The organism is Achromobacter spanius, assembly GCF_002966795.1.
Taxonomy (GTDB): Bacteria; Pseudomonadota; Gammaproteobacteria; order Burkholderiales; family Burkholderiaceae_B; genus Achromobacter; species Achromobacter spanius_D.
In genome coordinates this window covers 2,848,097-2,872,568 of the sequence record NZ_CP023270.1, presented here as the reverse complement: position 1 = coordinate 2,872,568, position 24,472 = coordinate 2,848,097, and the positions used below count along the sequence as shown (strand labels likewise).

Here is a 24,472-nt window from a genome sequence, read left to right as displayed (position 1 = left end):
TCACCGGCCGGAATCTGCACCGGCCCGCGGGCCGGCGCATCCTGGCACTTACTTGCTGGCGGTCAGGTTCAGCGTCTTGCCGACGGTGGCGTTCCAGTCCTTCACGCACTGCGCCGAGCAGCGGGCAGCCCATTTGGGCAGGACGGCCTCTTGCGCCACCTTCTTGAGCAGCGCCTTGTCGGCGTCGGAGGGTTGCACCAGGACCATCTTGCCCTTGACCGGGAACGGGCATGCGGCCGCGCCGGTGTTGCAGTCATAGCCTTCCTGCGTCTGGCGCGCAGCGGCATCCCAGATGTTGTCGACCAGCGTCTTGACGTTGTCCTGCAGGAACGTGCGCACCTTCGGATCCAGCTTGTCCCAGGCCTTCTGGTTGACGGCATGGATCTGCTGGTTCCAGTTGATCGGCAGCGCGACCAGATGCGTGGACACCTCGTACCACTTGGCCGAATAGCCCGACAGCGAACCCGTGATGGCGCAATCGACCACCTTGTTCTGCAGCGCGGGGACGACTTCGCCGAAGGCCATCGTCACGCTCGAACCGCCCAGCGCCTCGACGAACTCGGCCGTGGTGCGGCTGCTGGTGCGAACCTTCTTGCCCTTGATGTCGGCCAGGCCCTTGATCTCGGCGTTGCAGAACAGCACCTGCGCCGGATAGGTGGAAATGCCGAGCAGCTTGACGTTGTTGCCTTCGCCGTAGAGCTTGGCATAGACGGGTTCGAACGCTTCGGTCACGGCGCGCGCGGTCTTGACGTCGGGCGCGAGGCCGGCCAGGTCGATGGCCTCGTTGATCGGATTGTCGCTGGCAAAGTAGGACAGCGTGGCAGTGCCGAATTCGATCACGCCTTGCGACATCAGGCGCAGCAGTTCGGGCCCCTTCAAGCCCATTTCATTGAAGCCCTTGATCTCCGCCGTGACCTGCCCCTTGGACTGCTCGGGAATGGTCTTGGTCCAGAACGGCTTTTCGTAGTCGTTATAGGCGGTCAGGTTCGACAGGCCGCCCACGATCTTCAAGTGGGTCTTGGGCAGGTCCTGGGCGTGGACGGCGCCGGCCAGAAGGCTGGCGGCGATGGCGGCAAAAGCAAGGGACTTCTTCATGGAAAAACTCCTGGCTGCGGGATCGTGTGTCGCGCGGGATCCCGTTGTCCTGGTCGCGCGCCTGTAGGAATCGGTGGTCACGGATGTGTATCCAGCCGCTACACCGTTATGAGCGCCATTGCATCGTCAGGGGTGGCGACCGTCCAATCGTATGTTCCGATGTGGGGGTATAAATTTTTCTTGGGTCTCGCGGCGCGGCGCGGCGCCATTTCGCGCAAACGACGCATCGGCGCGGCTTTGCGCCCAGCTGCCGCGCGCGAAGGCCGGCATCGCGGGCGCGCCGCAAGACAGCCGGCGGCGCCTCCGGCTCGGGAAAACACCTACGGGGATTTGTGCCGCTCAGGTCTGCGCGGCAACCTTCTGCGCCAGCTGCGCAATGACGCGCACCGCATGACTGTCGGGGCCCTGCACCCAGGTTGCGGTAAAGCTCAGTTCCGGCAGCGGGTCGGCCTCTACCTGCAGGATGCGCAACTCGCCGCGCGCCAGCTCCTTGCCCAGGAACACGGGCGCGATGACGCTGGTGCCGATGGCGTCCTGCGTCATGCGCACCACCATCGACATCGACGCGCTGCCATACATGCGCGGCGACGTGACGCCCGCCCGCGTCAGCATGTCGCGCACCACGCGGTAAGGCGAGCTGTTGGACGGATAGGTGATGATCGGCAGCTTGCCGATCGTGGCAAGCGTCAGGGGCTCGGGCCCCAGATCCAGCATCGGACTGGCGACCCACGCCAGCGGATAGGTGCACAGCGGCAGGTTCTCGACCCGCGCCTCCAGCACCGGGCCCATCAGGAAGGCCAGATCGATCTGGCGCGACATCAGGTGCGAACGCAGCACATGCGTCGTGTCCACCTCGATTTCCAGCACCAGCGCGGGATAGGTCGTGTGGATCAGCTCGATGAGCGCGGGCAGCCAGGTTTGCACGATGGTCTCGGCCACGCCGATGCGCACGGTGCCGGACATGACGTTCTGCTCGCGCGCGGCTTCGAACATGTCGCGGCGCACCTGCAGCATGCGCTCGGCGTGCGACAGCAGTTCGTGGCCCTTGGCGGTCAGTTTGACGCCGCGCGCATCGCGCTCGAACAGCTTGACGCCCAGGTCGGCCTCCAGCGAAGCGATGCGCTGCGACACGGCAGGCTGCGTGGTGTTGAGCTTGTCGGACGCGGCGCGAAAGCTGCCCAGCGTGGCGACCCAGAAAAATGTTTCGACGTTGCGTAGTTCTATCATTGGCCTTTTCCCCCGGCGCGATGAGCGTATCATGTCAGCCGCCCATCGCCCCAAAGGGGCCATGCCCCGTGCACGCTGAAAGGAGTACCGTCCATGTCCCCGGCCGATAACGGTCGCCCGCGCCCCGGCGCGACCGCCGCACGCGGCCCGATGATCGGTGTGCTGCTGCTGGTGCTGTCGATGTGGACGCTGTCCTGCCTGGACGCAAGCGGCAAGTGGGTCATGGACGCGGGCGTACCCTTGCTCGTGTTGTCGTGGTTCCGCTATGCCATCCATCTGGTCCTGGTGCTGGCGCTCGTGCTGCCCGCGCGCGGCATGCGCGTGTTGCGCAGCACCAAGCCGCGCGAGCAACTCATTCGCGGCGGCTCGATGTTTCTGGCCACGCTCATGTTCTTCACGACACTGAGCTACATCCCCCAGGCCGAGGCCACGTCCATCAATTTCCTGGCGCCGCTGCTCGTGCTGTCGCTGGCGCCCTGGATCCTGAAGGAACCCGCGCGCATGTCGCGCTTCGTCGCAGCCGGCATCGCTTTCGTTGGCGTGCTGATCGTCATCCGCCCCGGCGGCGGCCTGCATCCGGTCGGCACGATCTTCGGCCTGCTGACGGCCTGTTGCTTCACGGCCCAGTTCATTGCCACGCGCCGCGTCGCCGGCGACGATCCGTTCACCTCGCTGATCTGGAGCGGCGCGGTGGGCACGATCTGCCTTACCCTTGCCCTGCCCTTCATCCTGCCGCCCGCCCTGCCTTTCCTGCAGGCCTTGTCGGCGTTCGACTGGGCCGTGCTGATTTCGACCGGCATCACGGGCTGCGTGGGCCACCTGTTCCAGATCGCCGCGTACCGCCGCGCGCCGGCGTCCACGCTGGCGCCGTTCATCTATCTGCAGATCATCAGCGCCACGTCGGTGGGCTGGCTGGTATGGGGACATTTCCCCGACCCGCTCACCTGGCTGGGCATCGCCATCATCTGCGCGAGCGGCGTGGGGATCGGCATGATCGAATGGCGCCGGGGCCGCGCGCAAAGCGCCGCGGCGGCGCGGACTGCCCGCGGCACGTAGGCCCGGCTTCGAACGGCGACAGATTCGAAATTGCGAGCCGGCCGCCTCCCGTACAATGCGCTTCGCCTAATTCCCATTTCGGCATCGGCTCCTGGCGTATTCCCAACAAGAGGCTCCCATGATCATCAAGCCCCGCGTGCGCGGTTTCATCTGCGTCACCACCCATCCTGCCGGCTGCGAAGCCAACGTGAAGCAACAGATCGACTACGTGAAGGCGCAAGGACCGGTGTCCGGGGGCCCCAAGCGTGTGCTGATCCTGGGCGCGTCCACGGGATATGGATTGGCCGCGCGCATCAGCGCGGCCTTTGCCTGTGGCGCGCAGACGCTGGGCGTCTTCTTTGAACGGCCGGGCGACGCCGGCAAGACGGGCACGCCGGGCTGGTACAACAGCGCCGCGTTCCACAAGTTTGCCGAAGCCGAAGGGCTGTACGCCAAAAGCATCAACGGCGACGCCTTCTCCGACGAAATCAAGCAAAAGACCATCGCCGCCATCAAGGCGGACCTGGGTCAGGTCGACCAGGTCATCTACAGCCTTGCCGCCCCGCGCCGCACGCACCCGAAGACGGGCCAGGTCTACACCTCCACGCTCAAGCCCATCGGCAAGTCCGTGACGCTGCGAGGCCTGGATACCGACAAGGAACTCATCAAGGACGGCGTGCTTGAGCCCGCCTCGCAGGACGAGATCGACGCCACCGTCGCGGTCATGGGCGGCGAAGACTGGCAGATGTGGATCGACGCGCTGCTCGAGGCCGGCGTGCTGGCCGACGGCGCCACCACCACCGCCTTCACCTATCTGGGCGAAAAGATCACGCACGACGTCTATTGGAACGGTTCCATCGGCGCGGCCAAGAAAGACCTGGACCAGCGCGTGCTGGACATCCGCGCCAAGTTGGCAGCACGCGGCGGCGACGCGCGGGTATCGGTGCTGAAGGCCGTGGTGACGCAGGCCAGCTCGGCCATCCCGATGATGCCGCTGTACCTGTCGCTGCTCTTCAAGGTCATGAAGGAAGACGGCACGCACGAGGGCTGCATCGAACAGGTATATGGGCTTTATCGCGACAGCCTGTGCGGCCCGTCGCCGATCCTGGACGACGAAGGCCGGCTGCGCGCCGACTACAAGGAACTGGATCCGAAGGTGCAGGCGCGCGTGCAGGCGCTGTGGGATCAGGTCGACACCGGCAGCCTCTATGCGCTGACCGATTTTGCGGGCTACAAGCGCGATTTCCTGCGGCTGTTCGGCTTTGAAATCGACGGCGTGGATTATGCCGCCGACGTTGATCCCGTGGTGGAAATCCGCAACCTGGCCTGACCGCCGGCCGGCAAGGCCGGCTGCCCCCATTGCTCGTGCTGTCCTGGCGCACCGGGACAGCGCCCGTCCTACAGATAGTCCAGCGTCACCACATAGCGCTTGCCCGAGCCTCGCGCGTCGGCGTTGGCCGGGGCGGGCACTTCCCGCACCGAGGTCCTGACCCGCAGCGCCGGCTGCAGTGCGCGGCCCCGGTAATCAGGCGCGCAGGCCACTCGAGGAAGCCCACCGGGGCTTGCCGGCGTCACGCGCGGCGTGCAGACCGCCGGTTCCACGACGGCCCCGATAAAGCCGATGACGCCACCGCCTGCATTGGCAAGCGCGGGCACCGTCAAAGCAACAAACACGCACGCACGGATAGTTGCACGACGCGACATGGCGACTCCCTGGCTGAGAAGCGATAGAGATAGCGACGGCCGAGTCCAGTGCACCGTCCGACCCACTGCATGGCGCGAGCCGCTGCGTGAGCGTTGGCATCCCTGCCGACTACTTTGCCAATCAGCCTACTCCCGCACCTTTGCGGCAGCAATGGGTATTCGTCTCAATCGTCCGTCACCATGCGGCCGGCCGCCAACACCAGTTGCCGCCCGCAGCGTGCCGCCAGTTGCGGATCGTGCGTGACCAGCACCAGCGTCGTCCCGTGTTCGCGGTGCAGGTCGAACATCAGATCGATGACCGTCACGCCGGTCGCGGCGTCCAGGCTGCCGGTGGGTTCGTCGGCAAACAGCAGGTCCGGTTGCACCACAAACGCCCGGGCCAGCGACACGCGCTGCTGTTCGCCGCCCGACAACGTGCGCGGATAGTGGTGCAGCCGCGCGCCCAGCCCAACCCGCTCCAGCATGGCCTGCGCGGCCTCGCGCGCCGACTGCCCGGCCAGTTCCAGCGGCAGCATCACGTTTTCCAGCGCGGTCAGGTTGGGCAGCAGCTGGAATGACTGGAACACGAAGCCGACGTGATTGGCCCGCAGGCGCGCGCGGCCGTCCTCATCCAGGGCAAACAGGTCCTGCCCCGCAAGGTGTACGCTGCCCACGCTGGGAACATCCAGACCGGCCAGCAGTCCCAGCAGAGTCGACTTGCCCGAGCCCGAACTACCCGTGATGGCCACGGCGCTACCCGCCGCGACCGTAAAATCAATTCCTTCCAGGATAGAAAGCGACCCGCCGGCATCGGCCACCCGCTTGCCCAGCCCTTTCACCACGATTGAGTTATTGCTATCCATGCGCCTATTTTCCCGTCTGCTTCTTGTGACTGCCTTCGCAACCGCCGTGGCGGCGCCCGCCCACGCTCAGACCGCCGCTGCGGCCCAGGGTTCCTCGCCGCGCACCGTACTGGTGGTGGGCGACAGCCTGTCCGCCGAGTACGGCATCAAACGCGGCACAGGCTGGGTGCCCCTGCTGTCCGCGAGGATCTCCGAACAATACCCGAAGTTCCAGGTCGTCAATGCCAGCATCAGCGGCGACACGACCAGCGGCGGCGTGGCCCGCCTGCCCGCTCTGCTGCGCCAGCACGCGCCGGCCGTCGTGGTGCTGGAACTGGGCGCCAATGACGCCTTGCGCGGCCTGCCCCTGAACATGACCGAGCAGAACCTGCGGTCCATGACCCAGGCGGCGCGCAAGGCCGATGCCGACGTGCTGATCGTCGGGATGCAGATTCCGCCCAATTACGGACGGGATTACGCCCAGCGCTTTGCCGCGGTGTTTTCCAATGTGGCCAAAAACGAAAACGCCCGGCTCGTGCCCTTCCTGATGGAAGGTATCGCAACGAACCGGGCGATGTTTCAGGCTGACGGCATCCACCCTAACGAGGATGCCCAGCCTCAATTGCTGGACAACGTGTGGCCGGCGCTGCGGCCAATGTTGAACTGAGGGTTTTCTAGGACGATCAGCCCGCGGCCTGGGCCTGGTCGCCGCGGATCACATCGGCGGCGGCGGGCGTGATATTCACCTCGTACTGCTCGCGCAGCATGCGGATCAGGGCCTCGTTTTCGGCTTGGCCCCAGGCGCCCGCCAGTTGCTGCGCCAGGCGTTCCTTGTCGGCGGCTTCGGCCTTGCCGGCTTCCACCTTTTCCAGACGCACCAGCGTGTAGTCCACGCCAGATTGCACGCCCGTGAAGGCGGGCAGCGTGCCCGACGGCAGGCGCATGACGGCGTCCAGCACCTGGCGCGACAGATCCTGCGGATTCTGGCGAGTTACCGTGATGGCGGGTCCGAAGCCTTCCGTGGCAGCGGGATTGGCCTTGTTGGCGGCCAGCGCCGCTTCACCGGCCTTCTTGGCGGCTTCGGCCGAGCGCTCGTCGAGCAGCTTGCCGCGGATGACTTCGCTGACCTTGTCCAGCGGCGGCACATGCGCCGGCTCAACGGCGGCGACGCGAACGGCCACCATCGTATCGGGCGACAGTTCGATCACACCGGAGTTCTGCTTTTCACGCAGCACGTCGGGCGAGAACAGCACCTGGCGCACACGCGGGTTGTCGAGCAGCGCGGCGTCCGGGCTGTCGGCGGCGGAACCGGGGCCGGCCTTTTCGGCGGGCAGCAGGCCCTCGCGGGTCACGCCGGAGGCGGTGCGCAGCTTCAGGCCGACGGCGTCGGCGGCCGGTTGCAGGCTGTCGCGCTGGTCGTAGACCTGCTTGTTCAGCTGGCTGGCCATTTCCGAGAAGCGTTGCGCGGCGATCTGCTTGCGGACTTCGGCGGTGATCTGGTCCTTGACCTCGGCCAGCGGCTTGATGGCGGCAGGGCTGATTTCAGTGACCTTCAGGATATGCAGGCCGAACGGGCTTTCGACCACGCCGGACACCTGGTTCTGGGCGAGGCCGAAGATGGCCTTGTCCAGCGGACCCGCCTGAGCGCCCGGGGCGATCCAGCCCAGATCGCCGCCCTTGGCGGCCGAGCCGGAGTCCTGGGAATTCTGGGCAGCCAGTTCCGCGAACTTGGCGGGATCGGCAGCGGCCTGCTTGGCGACGTCTTCCGCTTTGGCACGCGCGGCCTTGCGGGCGTCTTCCGAACCCGACGGCAGCTCGAAGAAGATGTGGCTGGCGCGGCGGCGCTCGGGCTGGCCGAAGCGGTTCTTGTTCTGTTCGTAATACGCAGCCAGGTCCTCGTCCTTGACCTGCACGCCTTGCGTGGCGGCGGCTTCGTCGAGCACCAGGTATTGGACCTGGACCTGTTCCGGCACCTGCAGCTGCTGCTTGTTGGCGTCGTACCAGGCCTGGATGTCGGCCGGCGTAACGGTGACCTGCGAACGGAAGTCGGCTGCGGAGAAGTTGCGCAGTTGAACCGTGCGGGCCTGCGTCAGCGCCGAATCGACGGCGGCCACGACTTCGGCGGGCGCGCGGGCCGACTGGCCGACGGGCTCAAGCACGCGGGCGATGGCCAGGTCACGGCGCAGGCCGGCTTCGAACGACGTCGGCGACATGCCCTGCGCGGCCAGCACCTGGCGATAGCGCTCTGGCGAGAAGCGGCCGTTGTCCTGGACTTCGGGGATGGCGGCGATCGTGTTGCGCAGCGTCTCGTCGGATACCGAGAACCGATTGTCCGCAGCCACATTGGCCAGCAGGCGCTGGTTGATGAGCTGGTTCAGCAGGCCTTCACGCAGCGCGGGCGTATCGATCACGGCCGGATCGAACTGGGCGCCCAGGCGCTGGCGGAACTGGTCAAGCTGGTTGCGGTGCGCCTGATCAAACTCGGCGCGGGAAATCGGCTGGCCAGCCACCGTCGCCAGCTCGGGCTCCCGGCTCATGAAGCTGTCATAGCCTTGAATCCCGACCAGAAAGAAGGAAGGCACGATCAAGATCAGCAGGATGAACTGCATCCAGCGCCGATGGCTGCGAATAAATTCGAACATGGAATCCCTGTTGCCGCGCTCCGGGGGTAGACGCCCGGGGCCGCACGAAAACGCATAAAAAAAGGCGAAATCGATTCGCCTCTATTCCCATACCGGTTCAAACCGGGTTCAGCGGGGCGGATTTTACCATTTCTCATTCATCGCGCGGTCATTGCGGCAGTCATTGGGCAATGCGCTGCTTCGCGGGCCATCCGTCCCCACGGATGGCGGAGTCCGTCAACCCGGGAATCCCCCATTACCGCCCCCGCGCCGCGCTCGTATCGTGGCCTGGGGTTAGCCCGCAGATCAGGGCCTGCCCGCCCGGCCGACGCACGGCCGGTTCCCCTTCCCGCCTGCAAAAAGGTCACCGACGATGCCGTTCATGCCTTCCCGCCTGCTTATCCTGAAATCCTGTGCCGCCCTGGCGTTTGTGGGCAGCGCCCACGCCGCGCAGGCCGCCCCGGTGACCAATGTGCTGGACGCGGCCAAGGGCCAGCAGCAGGCGATGCTCGACACCATGCGCGATCTGGTCAACATCGAATCGGGCAGCAAGGACGTCGAGGGCGTCGAACGCATCGCCGAACTGATCCGCGACCGGCTCAAGGCGCTTGGCGGCACCGTCGAGATCATTGCGCCGACCGACGTGTTCCGGCTGGACGACACCCCCGAGAAGGTCGGGCCGATGGTCCACGCGCAATTCAAGGGCGGCGGCAGCAAGAAGATCATGCTGATCGCCCACATGGACACCGTGTACCGCAACGGCATGCTGAAGGACCAGCCGTTCCGGATCGACGGCGACAAGGCGTACGGCCTGGGAATCGCCGACGACAAGCACGGGGTGGCGGCCATTCTGCACACCATCGCGCTTCTGAAAACCCTGAATTTTTCCGACTACGGCACGCTGACCGTGCTGATCAACGGGGACGAAGAAATCAGCTCGCCGGGCGCGCGCAGCACGATCACCCGTCTGGGCGCCGACCAGGATGCGGTCTTTTCGTTCGAGGGCGGCGGCATGGAACCGCGTCTGACGCTGGCCACCAGCGGCATCGGCGCGGCGTACCTGACCGTGCAGGGCAAGACCTCGCACGCGGGTGCCCGGCCGGAGGGCGGCGTCAATGCGCTTTACGAGCTGTCGCACCAGCTCTTGCAGCTTGACGATCTTTCCAAGCCCGACGAGGGGCTGAAGCTGAACTGGACCGTCGCCCAGGCAGGCACCAACCGCAATGTCATTCCCGGGCTGGCCACCGCGCAGGGCGACGCCCGCGCCCTGCGCGTGTCCGACTTCGACGCCCTGGCGCGCACGCTGGAAGAACGCGTCCAGAAGAAACTGCTGCCCGAGTCCAAGGTCAGCGTGAAATTCGAGGTCCGCCGCCCGCCGCTGGAAGCGACGGCGGCGTCGCGCGCCCTTGCCCAGCACGGCGTGAAGATCTACCAGGAGCTCGACCTGCCGCTGAAGGTGGTGGACCGGGCCAGCGGCGGCGGCACGGACGCGGCCTTCGCGGCGCTCAAGGCCCGCGGGCCGGTCATCGAGGGCATGGGCTTGAGCGGATTCGGCGCGCATTCGAATGACGCCGAGTACATCCTGGTCAACAGCATCGTGCCGCGCCTGTATCTGGCCACGCGCATGATCATGGACGTCTCGCAGAACAAGGTATCCTTGCAACCTGTCTCAAAAGAACCCCAAAGCAGCACCAAATGACCGCAAACCTTCCCTCCTGGCCCTACTCCCGCCACATCGCGCACCGCGGTGGCGGCCGTCTGGCGCCGGAGAACACGCTGGCCGCCATGCGCGTCGGCGCCGAACACGGCTTCACCATGTTCGAATACGACGTCAAGCTCAGCCGCGACAACGTGCTGGTGCTGATGCACGACGACGACGTCGACCGCACCTCCAACGGCAAAGGCCCCGCCGCCGCCAAGACCTACGCCGAGCTGGCCCAGCTTGATTTCGGAAGCTGGCATTCGGCGGCCTACGCCGGCGAACCGCTCCCCACCTTTGCCGCCGTCGCGCGCTACACGCTGGCCAACGGCATCGCCAGCAACGTCGAGATCAAACCCTGCCCCGGCCGCGAGGCCGAAACCGGCCGCGCCGTCGCCCTGGCGGCCCGCGATCTGTGGCAAGGCGCGGACACGGCGCCGCTGCTGTCCTCGTTTGCCGAGGAAGCCCTGGAGGCCGCCCGCCAGGCCGCGCCCGAACTGCCGCGCGCGCTGCTGGTGGAAAAGGTACCGGCCGACTGGCGCGACCGCCTTGCCAAATACGAGTGCGTGGCGCTCAACATCAACCAGAAGGACGCCACCCGCGAACTGATCGACGCCGTGCACGCCGCCGGCTACCGGATCGCGGCCTGGACCGTCAATGACCCCGAGCGCGCGCGACTGCTGCTCGACTGGGGCATCGACGGCATTTTCACCGACGAGCTGGCCGCCATCCGGCCCGCCGCCTGAGGCAGAAAGCCCCGTGTTCAGCTACCGCCACGCCTTTCACGCCGGCAACCATGCCGACGTGCTCAAGCACGCCATCCTGGTCCATACCCTGGACTACTTCAACAAGAAAGACGCCCCGTACTGGGTCATCGACACCCACGCGGGCGCCGGCCTCTACAGCCTGGACAGCGATTGGGCAGCCAAGACGTCCGAGTTCGCGGACGGCATCGGCCGCCTGTGGGAAGCGAAGGACTTGCCGCCGCTGCTGGCCGATTACGTTGCGCGCATCCGCGACTACAACACCAACGGCCGGCTGCGCCGCTATCCCGGCTCGCCCTGGCTGACGCTGGACGCGCTGCGCCCGTCCGACCGCCTGCGCCTGTTCGAGATGCACCCCACCGAAATCGACACGCTGGTCGGCAACCTGGAACACCAGGGCCGCGCCGCGCAGCGCCAGACCACGATCTACGGCGACGACGGCTTCGAGGGCGTCAAGGCGCTGCTGCCGCCGCCCACGCGGCGCGGCATGGTGCTGATCGACCCGTCTTATGAAGACAAGCACGACTACCGCCGCACCCTCCTTACCGTGAAGGAGTGCATCAAGCGCTTTGCCACCGGCACCTATGCCATCTGGTATCCCCTCGTGCAACGGCGCGAGGCCAGCGAGATGGCGCGCCATTTCGAGAACCTGAAGGTCAAGAGCTGGCTGCACGCCACCCTGACGGTCAAGAAGGCAACCATCGACGGCTATGGTCTGCACGGCAGCGGCATGTTCCTCATCAATCCGCCCTGGACGCTGCACGACGCGCTGAAAAAGGCCATGCCGTATCTGGCCCGCGAACTGGCGCAGGACGAGCGGGCCGGCTTCACGCTGCAATACCGCGAGAATCCGTTCCCGGTTCCGAAGAAGCAGTCGGACGACTGACGCGGCACCCCCTCGCCGGGGCAATGCCGCCGCGCAAACGACAAAGGGCCGCGCCTTCATGGCGCGGCCCTTTTTGCGTTCACGGCCCTTTTACATCCGCCGCGCTCAGACCGTTTCGACGTCGGCCTGGCGCAAGGCCTCCTGCGCCAGCGCCAGCTTCGAGGCGGCGTCACGCAGCGCGGTGCGCAGGCCTTCTTCGATCACGGGGTGGTAGAACGGCATTTCCAGCATGCGCGCCACCGTAAGCTCCTGCTGGACGGCCCAGGCCAGCAGGTGACCGATGTGCTCAGCGCTGGGACCGATCATCTCGGCGCCCAGAAAGCGCCCCGTTTCGATGTCGGCGTACACGTGCAGCATGCCGCGGTTCTTCAGCATGACGCGCGAACGGCCCTGGTCGCTGAAATCGACCGCGCCGGTGACGAACGTGCCGGGCACCAGCTTCGCATGCCCCGCGCCGACCAGCGCGATCTGCGGATCCGAGAACACCACGCCCAGCGGCGCACGCCGCAGGCCCTGGCGCACCTCGGGAAAGCGCGCCGCGTTTTCACCGGCAATTCGGCCTTCGTCGGCGGCCTCGTGCAAGAGCGGCGCGTCGGCGTTGGCGTCGCCAGCAATGAAGATGGACGAGCTGCCCGCCTGCATCGTCAGCCGGTCAAACTGCGGCACGCCTTGCGCGTTCAGCGTCAGCGACGTGTTTTCCAGCCCCAGGCCATCGACGTTGGCGCGGCGGCCCGTGGCGACCAGCGCATAGTCGAAGCGTTCGGTGCGCTCACTGTTGTCCAGCGCCACGTAACGCACTTCCACCTCGTCGCCGACGCGGCTCGTCTCCAGGACGCGGGCGTCCGTATCCAGGTAGAACTCGCGTTGGAAGATCTTGCGGGCAGTCTGGCGCACCTGCGGATCGCTGATTCCGCCCAGGCTGCCGCTCATGCCGAACACGCGCACTTCCACGCCCAGGCGGGCGAGCGCCTGGCCAAGTTCCAGCCCGATCACGCCGGGGCCAAAGACCGCGACGCGGTTCGGCAGGTCGTCCCACGCGAACACGTCATCGTTCACGACGAGGCGGTCGCCCAGCGCGCGAAAAGGCGGCGGCACGGACGGGCGCGAGCCGGTGGCGATCACGACGCGCGAGGCCTGGATTTCGGTATGGTCGTCCACGCGCAGCACGGTGTCGGACACGAACTTCGCATAGCCGCGCACCTTGTCTTCGGCGGGAATGTTCTCCACGCCCTCGACCACGAAGCCCACGAAACGGTCACGCTCGCGCTTGACCCGGTCCATGACCTCGGCGCCGTCGACCGTGATCTCTCCGCCGACGTGCACGCCGAACGCATCGGTGTGCGCTGCCGCGTGGGCCGCTTCGGCCGCCGCGATCAGCAGCTTGGACGGCATGCAGCCGACCCGGGCGCAGGTCGTGCCATAAGGGCCGCCTTCGATAAGCAGCGCGCGCTTGCCGGCCGCCTTGGCGGCGCGATAAGCGGCCAGCCCTGCGGTGCCGGCGCCGATGACAGCAATGTCGGTATGCAGCGTCTTCATGATTGGGAGTCCCCCGTTTGTCGCGTAATGATCAGAATGTGAAGGCAAATTCCGCCTTGTTGCGTGCCCTCGAGGCGAACGCCGTCCTGCGTCCTTGTTGCGGACGCACGGCGCCGGTGCGAGGGCGCGAAAGAAGGGAAACTTGCGGGAATGGCGCGGCGGCAACGTTGCCGGCCCATGCGCCGGAAAGTGCGGCGGCCAGCGCGGCGGCCAGTACGGAATCAACCGCCGCGCGTCCGGGTGACCGGGCGGGGGCCATGCCCCCTGCCCGGCCGTCTCGCCGGTCTATCAGGCGAAATGCGCCTTCAGGTCTTCCAGGCCGCCGATCAGGGCGCCGTTGATGAACACCTGCGGAGCGGTGCCCTTGCCGGACACGGCGCCGATCACGCGGCCGCGGACCTTGTTTTCCAGCGGGATCTCGATCGGGGCGTAGCCCTTGCTGTCCAGCAGCGCCTTGGCTTCGACGCAGAACGGGCAACCCGGCTTGGAGAACACCACGACCTGGTCGGGCTTCTTGGCCGACGGCGCAAAGTGGGCCAGCATGGTGTCGGCGTCCGACACTTCAAACGGATCGCCTTCCTTTTCCGGCTCGATGAACATCTTTTCGACGACACCGTCCTTGACCAGCATGGAATAGCGCCAGCTACGCTTGCCGAAGCCCAGGTCGCTCTTGTCGACCAGCATGCCCATGCCTTCGGTGAAGGCGCCGTTGCCGTCGGGCAGCAGCGTGATGTTGGCCGATTCCTGGTCCTTGGCCCATTCGTTCATGACGAAGGTGTCGTTGACCGACACGCAGACGACGCTATCCACGCCGGCGGCGAAGAAGGCGGGAGCCAGTTCGTTGTAGCGCGGCAGGTGGGTGGACGAGCAGGTCGGCGTGAAAGCGCCGGGAAGCGAGAAGACCACGACGGTCTTGTTCTTGAACAGGTCGTCAGTCGTGACCTTCTTCCACGTGTTGTCCTCACGAACGGGGAACGTCACATTCGGAACACGTTGGCCTTCGCGGTTTTGCAGCATTCGATTCTCTCCTTGGTTTGCTAACTTAAGTGGCGGGTTTCTGGCCCGCCATGAAAAGAATCATAAATCTCAACTATCAACCAATCCAATTTAATTAATTTAATTGATTGATAGCTAAAGCTCATAAGTTAATTCATAGCGAAAGATTGACGCTATCACAGTACGGGATGCGTGTCTTCACACACGCGCCGGCTCGTACCCTGCGTCGCGGATGGCGGCTTCTACCTTGTCGGCCTGGTCGGTGCCCGTGATGGTGACGCGGTGCGTGGGCAGATCCGCGACTACCACGGCGCCCGGAACAGCCTCGTTCACGGCGCCGGTGATGGTCTTGACGCAATGGCCGCAGGTCATGTCGGGCACTTGGAAGGCGATGCTCATGGTTTTCTCCAGAAGGTTGACGGGCGGCGCTTGAGCCACCATGTCCGGCAGGTTAAACGTTCCCATCATGTCAAGGTCAAGCGTAGAATGGCGCTTGACCTTCCCATAATGGGAAGGATGAAACTGGGCGCTCCCATCCAGACCGAGATAGTCATGCACGCAGCACGCTCGTCCTCATTTTCCGAATTGGAACTCGCCATCGAAGGCATGACCTGCGCATCATGCGTCAAGCGCGTGGAAAAAGCCCTGTCGAATGTTCCCGGCGTTGCGCAAGCGCAAGTCAACCTTGCGACTGAGCGCGCGCGGGTCTCGTTCGATCCGTCTGCCGCCGAGCCGCAGGCATTGGTCGCCGCCGTCGGCAAGATGGGCTACGAGGCGCGTCCGATCGCCGCCCAGGATGACCACGCCGAACGGCAGTCGCAGGCGCGCGACGCCGAGGCACATCGCCTGCAACGCGCATTCATCGCCGCGTTGGTCCTGACGTTGCCCGTGTTTGCGCTGGAGATGGGATCGCACCTGATTCCCGCCATGCACCACTGGGTGCTGGACACGATTGGCCAGCAGAACAGCTGGCTGCTGCAGTTCGTGCTGACCACCGCCGTGCTGGTGTGGCCGGGACGGCAGTTCTTCACCAAGGGGCTTGTGGCGTTGTGGCGCCGCGCGCCCGAAATGAATTCTCTGGTGGCGCTGGGCGCGGGCGCGGCCTGGGGCTATTCGGTTGTCGCCACCTTTGCGCCGGGGTTGCTGCCAGACGCGGCGCGCAATGTGTATTTCGAGGCCGCCGCGGTCATCGTCACGCTGATCCTGCTGGGCCGCATGCTGGAAGCGCGCGCCAAGGGCAAGACCGGCGCGGCCATCAAGCGGCTGATCGGCTTGCAGCCACGCACCGCGCGCGTGCTGCGCGACGGCCAGGCGCAGGACATCGAGATCGAACGCGTGCGCACCGGCGACATCGTGATGGTGCGGCCGGGCGAGAAGATTCCGCTGGACGGCGACATCATCGAAGGCAGCTCGTACGTCGACGAATCCATGCTGACGGGCGAGCCCGTGCCGGTGGAAAAGCAGCCGGGCATGCAGGCCACCGGCGGGACGCTGAATACGTCGGGCAGCTTTACGTTGCGCGTCACGCACACCGGCTCGGACACCATGCTGGCCCGGATCATCCGCATGGTTGAAGCCGCCCAGGGCGCGAGGCTGCCGATCCAGGCGATGGTGGACCAGGTGACCGCCTGGTTCGTGCCGGCGGTCATGGCGGCCGCCCTGCTCACCTTCCTGGCGTGGTTCTTCCTGGGTCCCGAGCCGGCGCTGTCGCATGCGCTGGTCAACGCGGTGGCCGTGCTGATCATTGCCTGCCCGTGCGCGATGGGACTGGCCACGCCTACGTCCATCATGGTGGGCACCGGGCGCGCCGCCGAGATGGGCGTGCTGTTCCGTCAGGGCGACGCGTTGCAGACGCTCCGCGACGTCAACGTGGTGGCCTTCGATAAGACGGGCACGCTGACGTTGGGCAAACCCACGCTGACCGAATTGGAGCCGTCGCCGGGCCAGGATGCGCAACAGGTCCTGCAGTGGGTGGCCTCGGTGCAGGCGCGCTCCGAGCATCCGATCGCGCTGGCCATCGTGGCCGCGGCTGCCGAACGCAAGATAGAACTGCTGCCGGCCGAAGGCTTTGCCGCGATCACCGGCGCGGGCGTCGAAGCCACAGTGTCGGGCCGCACGGTGCTGGCGGGCGCGGCGCGCCTGATGGCCGAACGCGGCGTCGACGTCAGCGCATTCGGCGCGCGTGCCGCTGACTGGGGCAACGAAGGCAAGACGCCGATCTACGTCGCCATCGACGGCCAGGCGGCCGCCATGATGGCCGTGACGGACCCGGTCAAGCCCTCGGCCGTATCCGCCATTGCCGCACTGCACGCGCAGGGCCTGAAGACCGCCATGATCACGGGCGACAACCGCCACACCGCGCAGGCGGTCGCGCGCCAACTGGGCATCGACGAAGTGCGCGCCGAGGTGCTGCCGGACGGCAAGGTGGAGGCTATCGGCACGCTGCGCGAAGGCGGCCGCAAGGTGGCGTTCGTGGGCGACGGCATCAACGATGCGCCCGCGCTGGCCGCGGCGGACACCGGCATCGCAATCGGCACCGGCACGGACGTGGCGATCGAGGCGGCGTCCGTCGTGCTGATGGCCGACGACCTGCACGGCGTGCCCAACGCCATCGCGCTCAGCCGCGCCACGCTGGCCAACATCCGGCAAAACCTGTTCTGGGCATTCGCCTACAACGCGGCGCTGATTCCGCTGGCCGCGGGCGCGTTGTATCCGGCTTTCGGCTTGTCGCTGTCGCCGATCTTCGCGGCGGGCGCGATGGCGCTGTCCAGCGTCTTCGTGCTGGGCAATGCGCTGCGCCTGAAGGCATTCCGTCCGCGCGGGAGGCAAGCATGAACATCGGACAAGCCGCCAAGGAGTCCGGCATCTCGGCAAAGATGATCCGCTATTACGAGAGCATCGGCCTGATCGGCCCGGCCGTGCGTACGGATTCCGGCTACCGCGTCTACAGCGAACACGACGTGCACACGCTGCGCTTCGTGCGCCGCGCGCGCGATCTGGGTTTTTCCGTGGAGCAGATGAACGAGCTGCTGGCCCTTTGGCAGGACCGCAGCCGCGCCAGCGCGGACGTCAAACGCATTGCGCTGGAGCACATCGAGGAACTGGAGCGCAAGGCCGAGGCGCTGCGCGAAATGGCCGCCACGCTCAAGCATCTGGCGCAGCATTGCCATGGCGACGAGCGGCCCGACTGCCCCATTCTCGAGAACCTGGGCTGCTCGCACTGAATGTTCGCACTGCATGTGCGCAGTACATGTACGCAGAACACGTACGCACTACATGCGTCGCACTACAGCCACGCGGCGGGATACGCCCGCCGCGGGAAACGCCCGCCGCTGCCGTTTACTGGTCCGCCTGCGCCTCGGCGGCGACGCGGGCCTCGTAGGCCTCGGTGGCCGCCTGCTTGGCCGCCGCCTTTTCAGCCGCCGCGGCAAGCTTGGCTTCCTCGGCGGCAGCCGCATCGGCCGCTGCCTGGATCGCGCGCTGACGAGCGCGTTCCTTCGCTTCCAGCACGCCCGCGGCGTCCAACGTTTCGAACACGGCGATGGATTCGACGTGGCCCGTGTGCGGGAACATGTTGATCACGCCCGCGCTCTTGAGCACGTAGCCGCCTTCATGGACCAGGATGGATGCGTCGCGCGCCAAGGTGCCGGGATTACAGGACACGTAGACGATGCGGCGCGGACGCTCTTCGTACGTCAGGTCGGACAACGCTTGCGACACCGCGTGGGCGCCTTCGCGCGGCGGATCGATCAGCATGCGATCGAAGTAGCCCAGGCTGCGCAGCCAGGTCGCGTCGACTTCAAAGAGGTTCAGCGTGGCAAAGCTGGTGCGGTCGCCCAGGCCGTGGCGCGATGCCGCATCGAAGGCGCGATCGGTCAGCGCCTTGCTGCCTTCCACACCCACGGCTTCGCGGCCTTGCGTGGCGAGCGGCAGCGTGAAGTTGCCCAAGCCACAGAACAGATCGGCCACGCGGTCGGTGGGCTGCACGTCCAGGAGTTTGAGCGCGCGCGACACCATCGCGCGGTTGATGGCGTGGTTGACCTGCGTGAAATCGGTGGGCCGGTACGGCATGCGCAGGCCGAATTCCGGCATGGTGTAGGACAGCGCGTCGTTGTGCTCGGGCTCCAGCGCGTGCACCGTCTCCGGCCCCTTGGACTGCAGCCACCACTGCACGTCGTGCTTGGCCGCGAAGGCGCGCAGGATGGCAATGTCGCCGTCGGTCAGCGGCAGCAGATGGCGCAGCACCAATGCCGTCACGCCTTCGCCAAGCGCCACCTCGATCTGGGGCATGCGGTCGGGCGCGGACATGGACGCGATCATTTCGCGCAGCGGGATCAGCAGATTGCTGACGTGGCGCGGGAGCACATGGCATTCGCGCATGTCGGCCACGAAGCTGCTCTTGCGCTCGTGAAAGCCCACGAGCACTCCGCCCTTCTTGGGCACCACACGCACCGACAGGCGCGCGCGATAGCGGTAGCCCCAGGTCGGACCCTGCAGCGGGGGCAGGATCAGCGCCGGGCGCAGCTTGCCGACATGCCAGAACGTGTCTTCGAGCGCGCGCTGCTTGATCGCCACCTGCGTGGTGGGTTCCAGGTGCTGCATCGCACAGCCGCCACAGACGCCAAAATGCGGGCAGCGAGGCACCACGCGTTGCGATGAGGGGCGCAGCACCTCGTCGACACGGGCGGTTTCATAGGAAGGCTTGCGGCGCAACGTGACCGCGGTGACCCGTTCGCCCGGCAAGGCGCCTTCCACGAAAATGACCTTCCCGTCGCGACGGGCGATCCCCCTGGCTTCCAGGTCCAGGGATTCGATACTCAAAACGTCAGACATCTCACGCAGTCCAGAATTGCACGCAACCCATGATTGTAGAAGGTCTTCGTGCAATCCCGGAAATCGGCGTTGATGGGGCCGGAGCGGCGCCGTTCAGGGCGCCGCAACCGCCATCAGAACGAGCGCGCCACCGAGAAGACGGCGCCGATGCGGCCCGACGGGTGGCCGTACTTGGTGGGCAGCCAGTTGTCCTTGGTGGCGCCGACGGCCGCCAGGCCGAGGATCCAGCCTTTCAGGTCCTTGGTCACGCCCACCTTGTAGTCGACGTAGTGGCCGATGGAATCGCCGTCCATGTTGGTCTGGTTCTTGAGCTTCTGGTAGCCGAGGTGGCCCAGCAGTCCCCAGCCGTCGCCCAGGTCGAACGTGGCGGTTCCGTCCAGATACCAGGTGCCCTTGCTGTCCGGCGTGCTGAAAAAGTCGCTGGGCGTATACGAATACTTGAGGCTGTAGTTGCCGTAGGACGCGCCCAGATAGAGGTCCGTGTTGTTGTAGTTGCCGCCCTTGGGGGAACTGGAGCCGGGATAGTAGTAGTGCAGCACGCCCGCATCCAGCGTGAAGCCGCCGCCCACATCGCCCTTCCAGCCGCCGTAGAAGTCCATTTCCAGGTTGCCGTCGGTGAAAACGAAGCTGGAGACGTTGGAGTTCCAGTTGCCCAGGTAGAAGCCCGAGCTGTGGTTCAGATCGAACCCCAATTGGACGGCAGGACGGAAGTCGGTCTGGGAATAGCCCCGGAACCGGTAGTCGCTGACGATGGTGGCATTACCGCTGAGCGAGAAGCCGCCCCCCAGATCGGTGGGTTCGGCTTGCGCCACCCCTGCAAAACAAGCAGCAAGCGCAAAAGGCAAGGCTAGCAACGTCTTCTTCATGGTGCGAGAGTCCTGATCGGATTGTCGAAAAAGCGGACGGCGCATGGCGCATCCGGCTGGCCGGCCTAGCTGCAGGGGTACTGCCGGCTCACCTTCTCTCAAGCAATGTCCATGCCAGGTTTCGACGCCATGACAGCGCGATGACAGCGCCCGTCCCGCGCGCGGTGGCGCACGGCCATGCACCACGCTGGTGCCCTGTTGTGGGGCGCAGCCGGGGCGGATGCGTCAAAACGGGGAATCCGCAGCCGCGGGTTCATTGGGGCGGGACGACAAAAAACCCCGGCACGCGCGCGGCGTGCCGGGGTTGGAGTTGGCTGTCGTTGGCCTGGGTTGGCCTAGCTAGCCTTAGTTGGCCTTGGGCGGTGCGGGCGGCGGAACGTCGCCAGCCGCGGGGGCACCCGGCTTGCCGGCACGGCCCTTCTCGCCATGGCGGGCTTCCATCTTGGCGTGGCGCTCGGCCATGCGGGCTTCGCGCTCCTTGACGATCTTGGTCACCTGGCCGCGCTGCGTGTCGTTCAGGCTATCCCAGACGGCCAGCCATTGGTCACGCACCTGCTTGGCCTGCGGGCCGAACGCGTCGCGGCGCTTTTCCGACTGCTCAATGAGCGCGCGGGGATCGAGCTTGCCGCTGTCGAGCTGCGACTTGAGCAGGTCATGGCGCTTGCCGCCGTCGGCGCGCATCGCTTCGTGCAGGCCGCGCTGCCCTTCCTGGGCGGTCTTGAACAGGGCTTCCTGCTTGGCGTCGAGCTTCAGCTCGGCAACCTGGGCCTTGGACACGGGGCCCAGACCGGGGATGAGCAGGCCGTCACGCATGCCCTTGTGGAAACCACCGCCGCGATGGCCTTCGTGCATGGCGGCCGGACCGCCCTCGGCGGGAGGAGGAGGCGCAGCCATTGCGGAGCCAGCCGCGAAACCGCTCGACGCGGCGACGATAGCAAGGACGGCCAAATTGGAGCGGATAGCGAATCGGGACATGAAGGTCTCCTGAAAGTGAAGAAAGCGAGGCCATTGTGCGATCCGCCTGGTTTCATCCAGGTTTCGTTTACGGCCGTCTTGTTTCAGTCGATTGCTTGCCCTGCAGACGCGAGAACGGGGCCATGAAGGCCCCGTCGGCGTGCCCTGCCCCCTACGCATTGGCAAGGGTTCAGGCTGGTTGCCCGCGCGGATCAGCCCGCGTCCCAGGCCGCCATGTATTCCTTCCAGTGCGGCGCATCGCTGGCCGAGAGCGTGTCGCGCACCAGCGCGATTTCGGCCTCGTAGGCGGTGCGGTCGAGTTCACCGCGCAGGAAACGGAAGCGGCAAAACACCAGCCACGTATTGACCACGTCGGTTTCGCAATAGGCCCGCACCTCGTCGGCGCGGCCCGTGCTCCATGCCTCCCAAACCTTGCTGCCGTCCATCCCGAGCTTGCCGGGAAAGCCGCAAAGCTTGGCCAGTTCGTCGAGCGGCGCATTGGCGCGGCCGTTGTACTTGGCCAGCACGTCCATCAGATCGACGTGACGCGTGTGGTAGCGGGAGATGTAGTTGTTGAACTTGAAGTCGCGGTCTTCTTCGCCCATGTCCCAGTAGCGCGGCGCCGGAACGCCCTGGATCAGGCTGCGGTAATGCAGCACGGGCAGGTCAAAGCCCGAGCCGTTCCAGCTGACGAGCTTGGGCGTGTAGCGTTCGATGGTCTTGAAGAAGCCCGCGAGCAAGGCCGCTTCGGGATCGTCGGGCTGGCCCAGCGTCTTGACGCGAAAGCCCTGGTCGTCGCGGAACACGCAGCCCACCACCGCCACCTTGTGCAGATGCAGCGGCAGGAAATCGTGGCCCACGGCCTCGCGCCGCGCGGTCAGCGCGCGCTCGACCACTTCGTGGTCGGGCACGTCGGCACCCCAGCCGTTGAGCTTGCGCAGCCCGTCGGCGTCGGGGATGGTTTCGAGGTCGAATACCAGGGTGGGCGTCATTTGGGCGGCAGGTATTGCATCGGGTCCACCGGCGTGCCCTGGCGGCGGATTTCAAAGTGCAGGCGGGGCGAGGTGGTGTCGCTCTGGCCGAGTTCGGCGATCTTGGCGCCGCGCTTGACCGTCTGGCCGGTCTTCACGAGCAGCGCACGGTTGTGCGCATAGGCCGTGATGAAGCCGTTCTGGTGCTCGACGATGATGAGGTTGCCCAGGCCGCGCACGCCATTGCCGCTGTACTTGACCAGGCCATCGGCCGCGGCGGTGATCGGGTCGCCCAGCGCGCCGGCGATGTCGATGCCCTTGCTGCTGGCATTGAAGGCCTGCACGATCTGGCCGTTGGCCGGCCAGGCCCAGTTGATGACGCCTGCGTCGGCCGCACGCGTGGCCGGCTTGGTGTCGACCGGCGCCGGAGGCGGCGTGGGCGTGGCATCAGGTGCGGGCGTGGTGGCCGCGGGCGTTTCGGGCTGGTCGAGCGGACGTGGCTGCGGCCGGTTGCTGGCGATCGGCGCGGTCTGCGCGCCGCCGCCGGTGGCGCTGCCGGACATGCGCAGCACCTGCCCCACCGAGATCTGGTTGGGGTCGCTGATGTTGTTCCAGCGCTTGATGTTTTCGATGTCGACGTTGTTGGCGCGGGCGATCTTGTAGAGCGTGTCGCCCGGCTTGACCACATAGCTGCCGGACGTGGCCGTCGGCGCGGGTTGCCCGCCGGTCATGTCGACCACCGGGGCACGAGTACCTTTGGATGCGCAGCCGGCCAGGATGGCGAGGCTGAGGACCCCCACTGCGAAGAGCGGGCGGCGAAGGCGCGTCATGGACGCGCCAAAATTCATATCGGTCAGTTGCAACTGCCCGTTGAGCATACGTTTCTCCTGTCGCTCAAGATTGTATTCCGGACCGTAGCGGCACAAAGCGCACGGCCTCTAGTTCGGTTCTTTTCCAGCTTGCCGCGCCCGTGCGTTCGATCAGAACCAGGCGCTGGTTCGAGCCCCCTTCGGGAGCGATGAGACGGCCTCCCGGAGCAAGCTGCGTCAGCAGCGCTTGCGGGATGGCCAGACCTGCGGCAGCCACAACGATAGCATCGAACGGCGCCACGCCGGGCAGCCCCAAGGTGCCGTCTCCATAGATGAGCCGGATCCTTGTGGTGAGCCGCAAGGCGCGTAAATGCTCGCGCGCCAGCTCGTACAACCCGCGTATGCGTTCGATGGTGTGGACGTCGCGCACGAACTGCGCGAGCACCGCGGCCTGGTATCCGCAACCGGCGCCGACCTCGAGCACACGGGTGGGTGCGCGGTCTTCGCAAGCAGCCGCGATCATACGCGCCACAACCCATGGCTGGGAAATGGTTTGCGAGTGACCGATGGGCAAGGCCGCGTCTTCGTACGCGCGGCTGGCAAGGGCCTCGTCCACGAACAGGTGGCGCGGCACGGCGGCCATGGCATTCAACACGCGTTCGTCGGTGATGCCTTGCGTGCGCAGGCGCTGCACCATGGCCTGGCGCAGCCGTTCGGAGTTCAAACCCAGGTTGCCGCCCGCTTGGGGCAGCGGGGCTTGCGCCTGCCGCTGCAAGGTGGCGGCCGAGATGCGCGTGTTGCTGTTGGCCGGCGTATAGCCCGGACTCAGGCGGCCGGCGTCGTGGCGGGCCGGGCTGCTGCGGCCGGCGCCGGGCGTGATGTCCGGTTGGCTTATCCGTTTGCGCATAGCGGCTCTGCCCAGGTGCGGATCTCGTCAAGCTGGCTGTGCTGGGTCAGGTCCAGGCGCAACGGCGTGACGGACACGATGCCCTGCTCGACGGCGTGGAAGTCCGTGCCGGGCGTGGCGTCGGCGGCCAGGCCGACCGGTCCGATCCAGTAGACCGTGTCGCCATAGGGCGTGGTGGTGCGCACGACGGGTTGCGACGGATGCCGCTTGCCCAGCCGCGTGACCGCAAACCCGTGCATGTCTTCGAAACGGCGGCTCGGGATGTTGACGTTGAGCAGCACCGGTGCCGCGAGCGGCTGGGCCAGATGGCGCTCGACCACCTGGCGGGCGGCGCGCGCGGCCGAGTCGATGTGCTCCCAGCCCTTTTCCGCCAGCGAGAACGCGATGGCGGGGATGCCGAACAGATACCCTTCGCTGGCGGCGGCGACGGTGCCCGAATAGAGGGTGTCGTCGCCCATGTTGGCGCCGTTGTTGATGCCGGACACGACCAGGTCGGGACGCGTATCCATGAGACCGGTCAGCGCGACGTGCACGCAATCGGACGGGGTGCCGTTGACGGCGATGAAGCCGTTGGAGGCGGTGCGCACCGACAGTGGCCGGTTCAGCGTGAGCGAGTTGGAGGCGCCGCTGTGGTTGGTCTCGGGCGCGACGACGGTCAAATCGCCCAGCCCCTCCAGCGCCGCTACCAGCGCTTCAAGGCCGGGGGCCGAGTAGCCATCATCGTTCGAAACCAGAATTCGCATTGTGC

General features: G+C 66.3%; 23 protein-coding genes. 8 read left to right on the top strand and 15 right to left on the bottom strand.

All coding sequences use genetic code 11. The features are described 5' to 3' along the window. Positions 1-48: 48 nt before the first annotated feature. Together CLM73_RS12900 and CLM73_RS12895 are read right to left on the bottom strand one after the other, a co-directional pair. Entirely contained in the window at positions 49-1,095 is a 1,047-nt protein-coding gene (locus tag CLM73_RS12900) for a TRAP transporter substrate-binding protein (RefSeq protein ID WP_105238771.1), read from the bottom strand. A 339-nt stretch (positions 1,096-1,434) separates the two neighbouring features. Continuing rightward, complete coding sequence (locus CLM73_RS12895) at positions 1,435-2,322, bottom strand: LysR family transcriptional regulator (RefSeq protein WP_105238770.1); 888 nt, start codon at positions 2,320-2,322, stop codon at positions 1,435-1,437. Positions 2,323-2,415: 93 nt separating this feature from the next. On the opposite strand from CLM73_RS12895, the gene CLM73_RS12890 reads away from it, so the two are divergent. Further along, on the top strand, positions 2,416-3,378 hold the full coding sequence (locus CLM73_RS12890) for a DMT family transporter (RefSeq protein ID WP_105238769.1): 963 nt from the start codon (positions 2,416-2,418) through the stop codon (positions 3,376-3,378). 118 nt (positions 3,379-3,496) lie between these two features. Further along, positions 3,497-4,687, top strand: coding sequence for an enoyl-ACP reductase FabV (gene fabV, locus CLM73_RS12885; RefSeq protein WP_105238768.1), 1,191 nt, complete (start codon positions 3,497-3,499; stop codon positions 4,685-4,687). Between the two features lie 68 nt (positions 4,688-4,755). On the opposite strand, the gene CLM73_RS12880 is transcribed toward fabV, so the two are convergent. Then, positions 4,756-5,031 (bottom strand): hypothetical protein, encoded by a 276-nt coding sequence (locus CLM73_RS12880; protein WP_158685855.1) that lies wholly within the window; start codon positions 5,029-5,031, stop codon positions 4,756-4,758. A 194-nt stretch (positions 5,032-5,225) separates the two neighbouring features. Next, a complete protein-coding gene (locus CLM73_RS12875; protein ID WP_105238766.1) occupies positions 5,226-5,903 on the bottom strand; it encodes an ABC transporter ATP-binding protein in 678 nt (225 codons plus the stop codon). Between CLM73_RS12875 and CLM73_RS12870 the strand changes: the two genes are divergently transcribed. Next, positions 5,902-6,549: an arylesterase gene (locus CLM73_RS12870; protein WP_199778291.1), complete on the top strand. Its 648-nt coding sequence runs from the start codon at positions 5,902-5,904 to the stop codon at positions 6,547-6,549. The two genes, CLM73_RS12875 and CLM73_RS12870, sit on opposite strands and share 2 nt — an antisense overlap. Positions 6,550-6,565: 16 nt before the next feature. Here CLM73_RS12870 and CLM73_RS12865 read toward each other — a convergent pair whose 3' ends face one another. Then, positions 6,566-8,524, bottom strand: coding sequence for a SurA N-terminal domain-containing protein (locus CLM73_RS12865; protein WP_105238765.1), 1,959 nt, complete (start codon positions 8,522-8,524; stop codon positions 6,566-6,568). A 352-nt stretch (positions 8,525-8,876) separates the two neighbouring features. On the opposite strand from CLM73_RS12865, the gene CLM73_RS12860 reads away from it, so the two are divergent. Genes CLM73_RS12860 through CLM73_RS12850 form a run of 3 tightly spaced genes read left to right on the top strand, consistent with a single transcriptional unit; the run spans position 8,877 to position 11,852 of the window. Continuing rightward, complete coding sequence (locus CLM73_RS12860) at positions 8,877-10,202, top strand: M20/M25/M40 family metallo-hydrolase (RefSeq protein WP_105238764.1); 1,326 nt, start codon at positions 8,877-8,879, stop codon at positions 10,200-10,202. Further along, positions 10,199-10,948: a glycerophosphodiester phosphodiesterase gene (gene ugpQ / locus CLM73_RS12855; protein WP_105238763.1), complete on the top strand. Its 750-nt coding sequence runs from the start codon at positions 10,199-10,201 to the stop codon at positions 10,946-10,948. The genes CLM73_RS12860 and ugpQ overlap by 4 nt, the downstream gene beginning before the upstream one ends. A gap of 13 nt (positions 10,949-10,961) precedes the next feature. After that, positions 10,962-11,852, top strand: a complete 891-nt coding sequence (locus CLM73_RS12850; protein ID WP_105238762.1) for a 23S rRNA (adenine(2030)-N(6))-methyltransferase RlmJ — start codon at positions 10,962-10,964, stop codon at positions 11,850-11,852. A gap of 105 nt (positions 11,853-11,957) precedes the next feature. Here CLM73_RS12850 and CLM73_RS12845 read toward each other — a convergent pair whose 3' ends face one another. The 3 genes from CLM73_RS12845 to CLM73_RS12835 form a co-directional block, all read right to left on the bottom strand. Continuing rightward, the gene (locus CLM73_RS12845; protein ID WP_105238761.1) at positions 11,958-13,388 is read right to left on the bottom strand and encodes a dihydrolipoyl dehydrogenase; all 1,431 of its coding nucleotides are present in this window, start codon (positions 13,386-13,388) and stop codon (positions 11,958-11,960) included. A 288-nt stretch (positions 13,389-13,676) separates the two neighbouring features. Further along, positions 13,677-14,405 (bottom strand): glutathione peroxidase, encoded by a 729-nt coding sequence (locus tag CLM73_RS12840; RefSeq protein ID WP_056560857.1) that lies wholly within the window; start codon positions 14,403-14,405, stop codon positions 13,677-13,679. 177 nt (positions 14,406-14,582) lie between these two features. Continuing rightward, complete coding sequence (locus CLM73_RS12835; RefSeq protein WP_105241497.1) at positions 14,583-14,783, bottom strand: heavy-metal-associated domain-containing protein; 201 nt, start codon at positions 14,781-14,783, stop codon at positions 14,583-14,585. A 153-nt stretch (positions 14,784-14,936) separates the two neighbouring features. Here CLM73_RS12835 and CLM73_RS12830 point away from each other — a divergent pair, with 153 nt between their 5' ends. Then, positions 14,937-17,219, top strand: a complete 2,283-nt coding sequence (locus CLM73_RS12830; RefSeq protein ID WP_105238760.1) for a heavy metal translocating P-type ATPase — start codon at positions 14,937-14,939, stop codon at positions 17,217-17,219. Then, positions 17,216-17,608 carry a Cu(I)-responsive transcriptional regulator gene (gene cueR, locus CLM73_RS12825; protein ID WP_056560851.1) on the top strand — a complete coding sequence of 131 codons (393 nt, stop codon included), beginning with the start codon at positions 17,216-17,218 and terminating at the stop codon, positions 17,606-17,608. Before CLM73_RS12830 ends, cueR begins: the two co-directional genes overlap by 4 nt. A gap of 115 nt (positions 17,609-17,723) precedes the next feature. On the opposite strand, the gene rlmD is transcribed toward cueR, so the two are convergent. The 7 genes from rlmD to surE form a co-directional block, all read right to left on the bottom strand. Further along, the gene (gene rlmD, locus CLM73_RS12820) at positions 17,724-19,217 is read right to left on the bottom strand and encodes a 23S rRNA (uracil(1939)-C(5))-methyltransferase RlmD (RefSeq protein ID WP_105238759.1); all 1,494 of its coding nucleotides are present in this window, start codon (positions 19,215-19,217) and stop codon (positions 17,724-17,726) included. 113 nt (positions 19,218-19,330) lie between these two features. Next, on the bottom strand, positions 19,331-20,083 hold the full coding sequence (locus tag CLM73_RS12815; protein WP_105238758.1) for a TorF family putative porin: 753 nt from the start codon (positions 20,081-20,083) through the stop codon (positions 19,331-19,333). A gap of 345 nt (positions 20,084-20,428) precedes the next feature. Further along, a complete protein-coding gene (locus CLM73_RS12810) occupies positions 20,429-21,058 on the bottom strand; it encodes a hypothetical protein (protein WP_105238757.1) in 630 nt (209 codons plus the stop codon). A gap of 191 nt (positions 21,059-21,249) precedes the next feature. Beyond that, on the bottom strand, positions 21,250-22,029 hold the full coding sequence (locus tag CLM73_RS12805) for a 3'-5' exonuclease (protein ID WP_105238756.1): 780 nt from the start codon (positions 22,027-22,029) through the stop codon (positions 21,250-21,252). Further along, complete coding sequence (locus CLM73_RS12800) at positions 22,026-22,886, bottom strand: peptidoglycan DD-metalloendopeptidase family protein (protein ID WP_105238755.1); 861 nt, start codon at positions 22,884-22,886, stop codon at positions 22,026-22,028. Before CLM73_RS12800 ends, CLM73_RS12805 begins: the two co-directional genes overlap by 4 nt. 16 nt (positions 22,887-22,902) lie before the next feature. Continuing rightward, on the bottom strand, positions 22,903-23,724 hold the full coding sequence (locus CLM73_RS12795) for a protein-L-isoaspartate(D-aspartate) O-methyltransferase (protein WP_234015865.1): 822 nt from the start codon (positions 23,722-23,724) through the stop codon (positions 22,903-22,905). Next, positions 23,709-24,467 carry a 5'/3'-nucleotidase SurE gene (gene surE / locus CLM73_RS12790; RefSeq protein WP_056560829.1) on the bottom strand — a complete coding sequence of 253 codons (759 nt, stop codon included), beginning with the start codon at positions 24,465-24,467 and terminating at the stop codon, positions 23,709-23,711. Before surE ends, CLM73_RS12795 begins: the two co-directional genes overlap by 16 nt. Between the last annotated feature and the right edge of the window lie 5 nt (positions 24,468-24,472).

What these genes read in the sequence shown, in the direction of transcription:
- CLM73_RS12900 (WP_105238771.1), bottom strand. Translation starts at nt 1,095, where the DNA reads ATGAAGAAGTCCCTTGCTTTTGCCGCCATCGCCGCCAGCCTTCTGGCC.
- CLM73_RS12895 (WP_105238770.1), bottom strand. Translation starts at nt 2,322, where the DNA reads ATGATAGAACTACGCAACGTCGAAACATTTTTCTGGGTCGCCACGCTG.
- CLM73_RS12890 (WP_105238769.1), top strand. Translation starts at nt 2,416, where the DNA reads ATGTCCCCGGCCGATAACGGTCGCCCGCGCCCCGGCGCGACCGCCGCA.
- fabV (WP_105238768.1), top strand. Translation starts at nt 3,497, where the DNA reads ATGATCATCAAGCCCCGCGTGCGCGGTTTCATCTGCGTCACCACCCAT.
- CLM73_RS12870 (WP_199778291.1), top strand. Translation starts at nt 5,902, where the DNA reads ATGCGCCTATTTTCCCGTCTGCTTCTTGTGACTGCCTTCGCAACCGCC.
- CLM73_RS12875 (WP_105238766.1), bottom strand. Translation starts at nt 5,903, where the DNA reads ATGGATAGCAATAACTCAATCGTGGTGAAAGGGCTGGGCAAGCGGGTG.
- CLM73_RS12865 (WP_105238765.1), bottom strand. Translation starts at nt 8,524, where the DNA reads ATGTTCGAATTTATTCGCAGCCATCGGCGCTGGATGCAGTTCATCCTG.
- CLM73_RS12860 (WP_105238764.1), top strand. Translation starts at nt 8,877, where the DNA reads ATGCCGTTCATGCCTTCCCGCCTGCTTATCCTGAAATCCTGTGCCGCC.
- ugpQ (WP_105238763.1), top strand. Translation starts at nt 10,199, where the DNA reads ATGACCGCAAACCTTCCCTCCTGGCCCTACTCCCGCCACATCGCGCAC.
- CLM73_RS12845 (WP_105238761.1), bottom strand. Translation starts at nt 13,388, where the DNA reads ATGAAGACGCTGCATACCGACATTGCTGTCATCGGCGCCGGCACCGCA.
- CLM73_RS12840 (WP_056560857.1), bottom strand. Translation starts at nt 14,405, where the DNA reads ATGCTGCAAAACCGCGAAGGCCAACGTGTTCCGAATGTGACGTTCCCC.
- CLM73_RS12835 (WP_105241497.1), bottom strand. Translation starts at nt 14,783, where the DNA reads ATGAGCATCGCCTTCCAAGTGCCCGACATGACCTGCGGCCATTGCGTC.
- CLM73_RS12830 (WP_105238760.1), top strand. Translation starts at nt 14,937, where the DNA reads ATGCACGCAGCACGCTCGTCCTCATTTTCCGAATTGGAACTCGCCATC.
- cueR (WP_056560851.1), top strand. Translation starts at nt 17,216, where the DNA reads ATGAACATCGGACAAGCCGCCAAGGAGTCCGGCATCTCGGCAAAGATG.
- rlmD (WP_105238759.1), bottom strand. Translation starts at nt 19,217, where the DNA reads ATGTCTGACGTTTTGAGTATCGAATCCCTGGACCTGGAAGCCAGGGGG.
- CLM73_RS12815 (WP_105238758.1), bottom strand. Translation starts at nt 20,083, where the DNA reads ATGAAGAAGACGTTGCTAGCCTTGCCTTTTGCGCTTGCTGCTTGTTTT.
- CLM73_RS12810 (WP_105238757.1), bottom strand. Translation starts at nt 21,058, where the DNA reads ATGTCCCGATTCGCTATCCGCTCCAATTTGGCCGTCCTTGCTATCGTC.
- CLM73_RS12805 (WP_105238756.1), bottom strand. Translation starts at nt 22,029, where the DNA reads ATGACGCCCACCCTGGTATTCGACCTCGAAACCATCCCCGACGCCGAC.
- CLM73_RS12800 (WP_105238755.1), bottom strand. Translation starts at nt 22,886, where the DNA reads ATGCTCAACGGGCAGTTGCAACTGACCGATATGAATTTTGGCGCGTCC.
- CLM73_RS12795 (WP_234015865.1), bottom strand. Translation starts at nt 23,724, where the DNA reads ATGCGCAAACGGATAAGCCAACCGGACATCACGCCCGGCGCCGGCCGC.
- surE (WP_056560829.1), bottom strand. Translation starts at nt 24,467, where the DNA reads ATGCGAATTCTGGTTTCGAACGATGATGGCTACTCGGCCCCCGGCCTT.